This window comes from Microbacterium sp. HMWF026, assembly GCF_003061325.1.
Classification (GTDB): Bacteria; Actinomycetota; Actinomycetes; order Actinomycetales; family Microbacteriaceae; genus Microbacterium; species Microbacterium testaceum_E.
This window is the reverse complement of sequence record NZ_QAJB01000204.1, coordinates 3,033-10,789: the sequence shown is the minus strand read 5'-3', so window position 1 is coordinate 10,789 and position 7,757 is coordinate 3,033. Positions and strand designations below refer to the sequence as shown.

The following is a 7,757-nucleotide window of genomic DNA, read 5'->3' as shown; positions in this document are numbered from 1 at the left end:
GGCTCGGTCTGGGCATCGCCCTGGGCCTGGCGAGCCTGGCGGTCGTCGGCACGGGCCTGCCGCGCATCGTCGCCGTGGCCGCCGTGATCCTGATCGGCGTGCTGCTCGCGGGGGTTCGTGCGCTGGGGGTCGGGCGCGACTGGGTCGCGATCGCCGGACTCTTCGTGCTGCTGCTGGGCGGCGCGGACCCGGACGGCTACTCGAGCTCGTACCTCATCACGATGGCCTTCGGCGTCGTGGTCGGTGTCGTCGTCAACCTCGTCGTCGTCCCTCCGCTGCGGGTGGGCCGCGCCGACGACCGGCTCACGGCGCTCCGCGACGACGTCGGCGCGGCTCTGCACGGCATCGCGGACGCGCTCGCGGGGCGCCGTTTCGCGCCCGAGGTCGGCGATGCGGCGACCGCGTCGCTCACCGCGACCTTGGCCGAGGTGCGTGAAGAGGTCGATCTGGCCGACGAGAGCCGGCGGTACAACCCGCGCGGTCGGCGGCTGCAGGCCCCCCGCGACCTCAACCGGCGGCGCCTGGACGCCCTCACCGGGATCGCCGAGGCCACGCGCGAACTCTCGGCCGCGCTCGCCCGGCTGACCGCGGACCCGGTCGTCGACACCCGACTGCCCTCCGCGACGCGCCGGTCGCTCGCCGACGCCGTCGGGGCCGTCGCCCGGTTGGTCACGGCGCCGCCCTCGCCCGAGGCGACCGCGCGGCCCCTCGGCGAGGCCGAGGCGGCACTCGCCGACTACACCGGCCGCCTGCGCCACCTCTCGGTCGACGACGAGCCCCTCGACGCGTGGGAGGCGGCGGTGAGTCTGCGCCGCGTGATCGCGGCGTGCGGGCCGTTCTCGGACCCGGATGCCGCTACCGCGACGCGGTGAGGGAGTTCGCGTCGCGACGCGCCGACGTCAGCGACCCGCGCACGCGGCGTCGAGGGCCCGCTCCAGGGCCGCCGCGGTCGCGATGCGGGACGCGGACGGCACCGCCGCGAGGAAGCCGCCGACGAAGGTGTCGCCGAGACCGATCGTGGTGGGGTCGGCCGTGGTCACCACGTGTGCGGCGACGCCCGCGGCCGACAGCGCGGCCTCGGCTGCGGCGACGATCTCCGACCCGCGCGGGTGGCGCGGCAGCCGCGCGGTGTTGTCCAGATCGGCGGCCGTGCAGCCGTCTCCGAGGCGGTACCGCGTCGCCGCTGTGCCGACGGCGCTGATGAGCGCCGCGCGGTGACGCTGCGCGTCCGGGCCGACCGCGATCGCCCAGTACTTCGTGTGCACGACGAGGGCGCGCGCGGGGATGAGCAGCTGGACGGCGGACAGGGCCGCGACGACGTCGTCCGCGTCGAGCAGGTCGACGGGGCGATCCAGGTACTCCTGCAGCTCGTCCTCGTTCATGCCGTACACGTCGATGCGCTCGAGCAGCCGCTCCCGCACCAGGGAGGACAGCTCCCGGCGGTAGAACCCGGCGTCCTCGTAATAGACGAGGGCGTCGGCGGGCAGGTGCCGCATCGCCGCGACCAGGTCGCTCAGCCGATGCTCGAGCAGGTCGGCATCCTGCATCGTGTTGAACCCCGACACCAGGAACGCCGACGCCTGCGCGAGGGCCGCCCCCAGATCGGCGGCGATCGCCATCTCGCGGTTGGGGGCGTCGTTCGCGAAGATGACGCGGTTGGACGAGGGCGCCGTCACCGCGGCGTCGGCCAGACGGACGGTCGTCCCCTCGGGATACTGCACGATCAGGTGCGGATCGAGGGTGTCGCGGGTCGCCGACGACACCACGCGCATCGAGCGCGGCAGCAACCGCCGCACGTTGTCGTCGATGCTCACCAGGTGCTGCACGGTCGGCACGCCGATGCGGTCGAGGGCGATACCGGCGCGCACCCCCGTCCCCCCGAGCGTGATCCGCGTGTCGAAGTGCCCCGCGAAGGCCTCGACGATCTCGCTCGACAGGACGAAGCGCTCGCCTCCCCCGCCCGCGGCGAGGAAGGCGAGCACCGTCACGACGAGCGCCCGCTCGTCGATGATCGGCGTCGTGGTGGTCAGCTCGTCCCGATGGATGCCGTACCCCCGCGCGAGGTCCGAGAGCACCTCGGCATCCCACCGGATCTCGTAGTCGACGGTCCCGCCGAGCCCGAGGACGAGGTCTCCCGCCATGACGCCTGTCACCGCCCGTTCAGTAGAGGTCGGCCTTGCCGGCGGCGCCGAACAGGTCGATCTTCTCGGCCGCGGTCACCTTCATCGCCGCGATGCACTCCGGCTGGATGGCGTTGGGCTCGCGGAGACGACGGTCGGTGCCCAGCACCTCGCGCATGCGGTCGTGGTACGCGACCTTGATGTCGCTCGAGATGTTGATCTTGTTGATGCCGAGCGACACGGCGCGGGACAGCTCGGCATCCGGGTTGCTGGAACCGCCGTGCAGGACGAGGGGGATGCCGACCGCCGCCTTGATCTGCTCGAGCAGGTCGTGGCGCAGCTCGGGGTTCTTCTCGGCGGGGTACAGCCCGTGCGAGGTGCCGATCGCGATGGCCAGGCTGTCGACACCGGTCTGCTCCACGAAGCGCACGGCGTCGTCGACGTTCGTGTAGATGATCTCGGCCGCGCCCGACTCGCCGTAGCTGTCGTTCGCGCCGATCGTGCCGAGCTCGCCCTCGACCTGGACCCCCACCGCGTGCGCCGCCTCGACGACCTTGCGCGTCAGGGCCACGTTCTGCTCGAACGGCTCGAGCGAGGCGTCGATCATGACCGAGGTGAAGCCCGCCTGGATGGCGGTGACGATCTGCTCGTACGTTCCGCCGTGGTCCCAGTGGATGGCCACGGGGACGCTCGAGCGGTGGGCGCGGGCGTGCATCGCGGGGATGAGGTCGGCGGTGATGTGCGAGACCTCGTCGGGGTGGACGGCGATGATGACCGGAGCGTTCTTCTCCTCGCTGATGTCCATGATCCCGGTGAACATCGCCCAGTCGCTGATGTTGAAGGCCGGGATGGCGAAGCTGTGGGCGTTCGCCACGTCGAGGATGGACTTGCCGGTGTAGAGCACGGATTTCTCCTTGTTCGGGGTGGGTAGGCGGGATCAGCTCTTCACCGAGCCGGCCGTCAGGCCGCTGATGAAGAAGCGTTGGAAGAAGAGGAAGAGGACCAGCACCGGGATCGAGCCGAGGATGCTCATCGCCATGATCTGGTTCCACTCGTACGAGTGCTGCCCCATGAGCAGCTGGATGCCGATCGGCACCGTGCGCATGTCGATCGTGCGGGTGAGCGTCAGGGCGAAGAGGAACTCGTTCCAGGCGATCATGAACGTGTAGATGCCGACCGAGACGATCCCGGGGATCGAGATGGGCACGAGCACGCGCCACAGGGCGGTGAAGGAGCCGGCGCCGTCGACGCGGACGGCCTCGTCGAGCTCCTTGGGCAGGGTGTTGAAGTACCCCGTCATCATGATGATCGCGTAGGGCAGCGTGAACACCATGTAGGTGAAGATCAGCCCCGGGTAGGTGTTGTACAGCCCCAGCCCCACCATCAGCCCGAAGTACGGGATGAGCAGCGTGATCGGGGGCACCGCCTGCACGCTCACGATGATGACGTTCACGATGCGCTTGCCCCGGAACTCGAAGCGGCTGAAGGCGTAGGCCGCCTGGATGGCGACGAGCAGGGTCAGGATCGTCACCGCGCCCGCCACGACGTAGCTGTTGATGAAGAAGCGCACCGTCTCGGGGTTGGTGAAGATCGACACGTACGCGTCGAACGAGAAGGTGTCGGTGATGAGCCGGGGCGGTAGCTCGAAGATCTGCGTGTTCGACTTGAACGAGCTCGACAGCATCCACAGCACGGGCCCGGCGGCGAAGACCGCTCCGAGCAGCAGGCCGATGAGGACGCCGGCCTTGGCCAGACGACGGCGCGTGCGACTGCTTGACGCGCGCCGGGGAGCGGGGGCCGCCGCGGTGCGCGGGCGTGCGGGGGTGGTCAGGGCCATGTCAGTCCCTCGCCTTCTGGTGACGGACGTAGAGCACCGCGATGATCATCGACATCGCCAGCACCAGCACCGCCGAGGTGGATGCCATCGAGAAGTCGTACTTCGCGAACGCGAGCTTGTAGGTGTAGGTGCTGAGCATCTCGGTGACGTCGATCGGACCGCCGCCGGTGGTGAGCCAGATGAGCGCGAACTGCTGGGAGGTCCAGATGAGGTCGAGCAGCACGAGGCTGACGATGATCGGCCGCAGCTGCGGGATGGTGACGTTCCAGAACCGCTGGGCGGGGCTGGCCCCGTCGACGGTGGCCGCCTCGTACAGATCGCTCGGAATGCCCTGCAGACCCGCGAGCAGGCTGACCATGAAGAAGGGGTAGCCGGCCCAGATGTTGATGAACGTGACCGTGCCGAGGGCCAGCGCGGGCGAGGCGAGCCATTCGATGTCGGTGTTCAACAGGAAGTTCACGATGCCGTTGGGGGCGAGGAGCATCCGCCACAGCACCGCGATCACGGCGACGGTGAAGAGCCACGGCAGGACGTAGAGGCCGCGGAAGATGGCCCGCGGGACCGCTCCGATGAGGCGACTGTTGAGCAGCATCGCGAAGGACAGCCCCAGCACGAGGTGCGCGGCGACGCTGGTGAGGGTGAAGAAGAGGGTGTTGCCGGTGGCCTTCCAGAAGCCGGCGTCGGTCAGGATGGCGACGTAGTTGTCGACGCCGACCACGTCGGGGCTCTTGTTCAGGATGACGTTGTCCTGGAACGAGTAGCCGATGACCATGACGATCGGGACGATCATCAGGACGAAGAGCAGGATCAGGGTGGGCGACAGGAAGACGTACGCCTCGCCCGCCTTGCGGAGCTGCCGGGTGCGGCGCGAGGCGGGCCGTCCGGTGACGATCACCTCGGTGTCGGGGGGAGTCAGGGTGCGCATGGTCATGGTGTGCGGCTTTCGTTGAGCGGGATGCCGCACCACCCGCGGGGCGGTGCGGCATCCCGGATCACTGTCGGATCAGAACTCCGACGTCCATTCGTCCTGCGTCTTCTTCAGCGCGTCGCTCAGCGGCTGCTGCCCGTCGAGCGCGGACTGGAACTGCTCGCCGAACTGGCGCATGAGCTCCTCGGCGACGGGGAGGCCGGTGAACTCGTTCGCCGGGTACCCCTTCTTGTAGATGTCGAAGGCCGTCTTGAACAGCTCGTCGTCCTCGACGAACGTGGGCACGCTCTCGGTGTTGCCCGGGAAGGCCTTGGCCATCGTGGACAGCTCGCTGTTGACGTCCTTGCTCATCAGGAACTGCACGAGCTTGAAGGCGGCGTCCTTGTGCTCGGAGTTCTCGGCCACGCCGATGCCCCACGCGGCGTAGGGGATGCCGCGCTCACCCGAGAAGCCGTCCTCGGCCGGGATGGCCGAGATCGAGAACTTCAGGTCGGGGTTGGACTCGCGGATCAGGTTGATGTGGGCGAGGGAGTCGATCATCATGCCGACGCGGCCGTTGGTGAACTCCTCGACCTTGTCCTGCTCCTTCATGGTGAAGGACCCGGGGGCGATGACGCCGTCATCCCACAGCTGCTGGATGTAATCCGTCGCGGACTGCACGTCGTCGTTGGTCAGGTCGGGCTGGCCGTCGGCGAGCATCGACCCACCCGAGGCCCAGACCCACGACATGACGTCGTTCTGCACGCCGTTCGGGGCTTCGAGCGACAGCGGGAGGACCCAGCCCGAGACGTCGCCGCCCAGCGCCTTGATCTTCTTCGCCGCGTCGGCGAACTCGGTCCGGGTGGACGGCGGGGTCGTGACCCCTGCCTGGGCGAGCAGCCCGTCGTTGGTGAACATCGGGTAGACGAAGTTGACGACGGGGATCATGTAGGTGCTGCCGTCGACCTTGATCTGGCTGGCCAGCTGACTCTCGTCGTAGCCGGAGTCGCTCATGAGCTGCGACAGGTCGGCGATGACCCCCTGCTTGGCGAAGTCGCTCACCCACGCGCCGTCCAGACCGACGACGTCGGGCATCGTGCCCGAGGCCGCCCCGGCGAACAGCTGCTCCTTCGTCGAGGCATACGGGCCGCTCACCAGGTCGACCTTGATGCCCGGGTTCTCCTGCTCGAACTGGTCCATCAGTCCGCGGAACGCGCCGTCGCCGAGTTCCGGCTCCCACCACTGCGCGAATTCGATCGTGACGTCCCCGTCGGCCGAGGTGGCGGAGCTGTTCGACGAGCACCCCGCCATCGCCAGGAGGGTCGTGGCCGCTGCCGCGATACCGACGAGCTTGATGGCGTTCCGACGCCGGCGCCCGCTGTTGTCCATCGTTTCTCCTCGTTGAGATCTGCTGCATTTCGCGCTGTTCTGCGCTGTTTTGCATCTTTGAGCACGAGTATGCGCCGTTCTGCGGGGCAGGTCAAGCAGACGATGCGGATTCGTGACAATTTCTGCCCGCTGTCGCCGTTTCGCGCGCGCAACTACCGATGTATCTGCCGTCCGATGCCGTTTTACCGACCGTTTTGCGGCGATTGTTGCATCACTGTGCTAGAGATGACGGCATGGACGGAACCACAGCCACGACGAAGAGGCGTTTGCCGGCCGGTCGCAAGGCGGAGCTGGCCGCCTACGTCGCCGACACCGGGCAGGTGACGGTGGTGGACCTCGCCTCGCACTTCGGAGTGTCGATCGACACGGTGCGGCGCGACCTCGATCAGCTCGACCGCGAGGGCATCGTCGTCCGCACGCACGGCGGTGCCGTCAGCGCCATGTCGGTACCGGGGCGCGACCGCGGACTCGACGTGAGACTGCAGATGCAGACCGCCGAGAAGGAGCGCATCGCCGCCCTCGCCGTGGATCTCGTCGAAGACGGTTCCGTCCTCATGCTCAACGCCGGGACGACGACGCTCGCGGTCGCCCGCGCCCTGCGCAACCACCGCGACCTCACGATCGCGACGAACAACCTGCGCATCCCCGCCGAGATCTCGCCGTCGGTCTTCCGCGACCTCTTCATCTTCGGCGGGGCCGTGCGCACCATCACGCAGGCCACGACCGGGCCGGTGACCCTCGCCACCAACTCCCACGCACCCGACGTCGACATCCGCGCCGACTACGCGCTGATCGCCGTCGGCGCGGTGGACGGCTCGGGATTCTCGACCAGCAACCTCGGCGACGCGACGATGATGACCGAGATGATCCAGAAGGCCGATCGCATCGCGATCCTCGCCGACTCCACCAAGCTCGACCGGCGCCTGTTCGCGCAGATCGCGCCGCTCGAGAAGGCCGACTACCTCATCACGGACGCCCCGCCGCCGCCCGCGCTGGCCGAGGCGCTGGCCGAGGCCGGGGTCGCCGTCCTCACCCCCTGAGCTGTTTCAGTCGCGCTCCAGCGGTACTCGCAGGATCTCGTCGGTGTCTCCCCCACCGCGGTCGGTGTCGCTCGTGACGACCCAGAGGCTCCCGTCCGGCGCGGCGGCGACGTCGCGCAGCCGTCCGAACTCGCCGACGAAGAACTCCTCGGCGGCGGACGGATCGCCCGTGGGCACCACGCGCACACGCTCCCCGCGCAGGTTCGCGATGACCACCGCGCCGTCCACCACCGCCAGACCGCTGGGGCTCGCCTCGGCCGGAGCCCACTGCTGCACGGGGTCGACGAATGCCTCGCGCCCACCGATGCCCTCGACCTCGGGCCAGCCGTAGTTCGCCCCGGGCTCGATCACGTTCAGCTCGTCCCACGTGTTCTGGCCGAACTCCGACGCGTACATCGTGCCCGCGGCATCCCACCCGATCCCCTGCGGGTTGCGATGGCCGAGGCTCCAGACGGGAGAGCCGG

Annotated in this window: 8 protein-coding genes; 2 read left to right on the top strand and 6 right to left on the bottom strand. The window is 69.0% G+C overall.

Annotation, left to right across the window (positions count from 1 at the left end):
* Nucleotides 1-872 (top strand): FUSC family protein (locus tag DBR36_RS17660; protein ID WP_108318513.1); only part of this gene is annotated, 872 nt, incomplete at its 5' end.
* 27 nt (nucleotides 873-899) lie between these two features.
* Here the strand turns inward: DBR36_RS17660 and DBR36_RS08495 are convergent.
* The 5 genes from DBR36_RS08495 to DBR36_RS08475 form a co-directional block, all read right to left on the bottom strand.
* Nucleotides 900-2,141, bottom strand: a complete 1,242-nt coding sequence (locus tag DBR36_RS08495) for an ADP-dependent glucokinase/phosphofructokinase (RefSeq protein ID WP_108318511.1) — start codon at nucleotides 2,139-2,141, stop codon at nucleotides 900-902.
* A gap of 19 nt (nucleotides 2,142-2,160) precedes the next feature.
* Nucleotides 2,161-3,024 carry a ketose-bisphosphate aldolase gene (locus tag DBR36_RS08490; protein WP_108318509.1) on the bottom strand — a complete coding sequence of 288 codons (864 nt, stop codon included), beginning with the start codon at nucleotides 3,022-3,024 and terminating at the stop codon, nucleotides 2,161-2,163.
* A gap of 33 nt (nucleotides 3,025-3,057) precedes the next feature.
* Nucleotides 3,058-3,957 carry a carbohydrate ABC transporter permease gene (locus tag DBR36_RS08485; RefSeq protein ID WP_258222644.1) on the bottom strand — a complete coding sequence of 300 codons (900 nt, stop codon included), beginning with the start codon at nucleotides 3,955-3,957 and terminating at the stop codon, nucleotides 3,058-3,060.
* A gap of 1 nt (nucleotide 3,958) precedes the next feature.
* On the bottom strand, nucleotides 3,959-4,888 hold the full coding sequence (locus DBR36_RS08480) for a carbohydrate ABC transporter permease (RefSeq protein ID WP_108318507.1): 930 nt from the start codon (nucleotides 4,886-4,888) through the stop codon (nucleotides 3,959-3,961).
* 72 nt (nucleotides 4,889-4,960) lie between these two features.
* On the bottom strand, nucleotides 4,961-6,253 hold the full coding sequence (locus DBR36_RS08475; protein ID WP_108318505.1) for a sugar ABC transporter substrate-binding protein: 1,293 nt from the start codon (nucleotides 6,251-6,253) through the stop codon (nucleotides 4,961-4,963).
* A 233-nt stretch (nucleotides 6,254-6,486) separates the two neighbouring features.
* On the opposite strand from DBR36_RS08475, the gene DBR36_RS08470 reads away from it, so the two are divergent.
* Nucleotides 6,487-7,293 (top strand): DeoR/GlpR family DNA-binding transcription regulator, encoded by an 807-nt coding sequence (locus DBR36_RS08470; protein ID WP_108318502.1) that lies wholly within the window; start codon nucleotides 6,487-6,489, stop codon nucleotides 7,291-7,293.
* A 6-nt stretch (nucleotides 7,294-7,299) separates the two neighbouring features.
* Here the strand turns inward: DBR36_RS08470 and DBR36_RS18295 are convergent.
* On the bottom strand, nucleotides 7,300-7,757 hold a 458-nt coding region (locus DBR36_RS18295; protein WP_258222641.1), incomplete at its 5' end, for a sorbosone dehydrogenase family protein.

Coding starts and splice junctions, on each gene's coding strand:
- DBR36_RS08485 (WP_258222644.1), bottom strand. CDS start 3,957: ATGGCCCTGACCACCCCCGCACGCCCGCGCACCGCGGCGGCCCCCGCT.
- DBR36_RS08495 (WP_108318511.1), bottom strand. CDS start 2,141: ATGGCGGGAGACCTCGTCCTCGGGCTCGGCGGGACCGTCGACTACGAG.
- DBR36_RS08480 (WP_108318507.1), bottom strand. CDS start 4,888: ATGACCATGCGCACCCTGACTCCCCCCGACACCGAGGTGATCGTCACC.
- DBR36_RS08475 (WP_108318505.1), bottom strand. CDS start 6,253: ATGGACAACAGCGGGCGCCGGCGTCGGAACGCCATCAAGCTCGTCGGT.
- DBR36_RS08470 (WP_108318502.1), top strand. CDS start 6,487: ATGGACGGAACCACAGCCACGACGAAGAGGCGTTTGCCGGCCGGTCGC.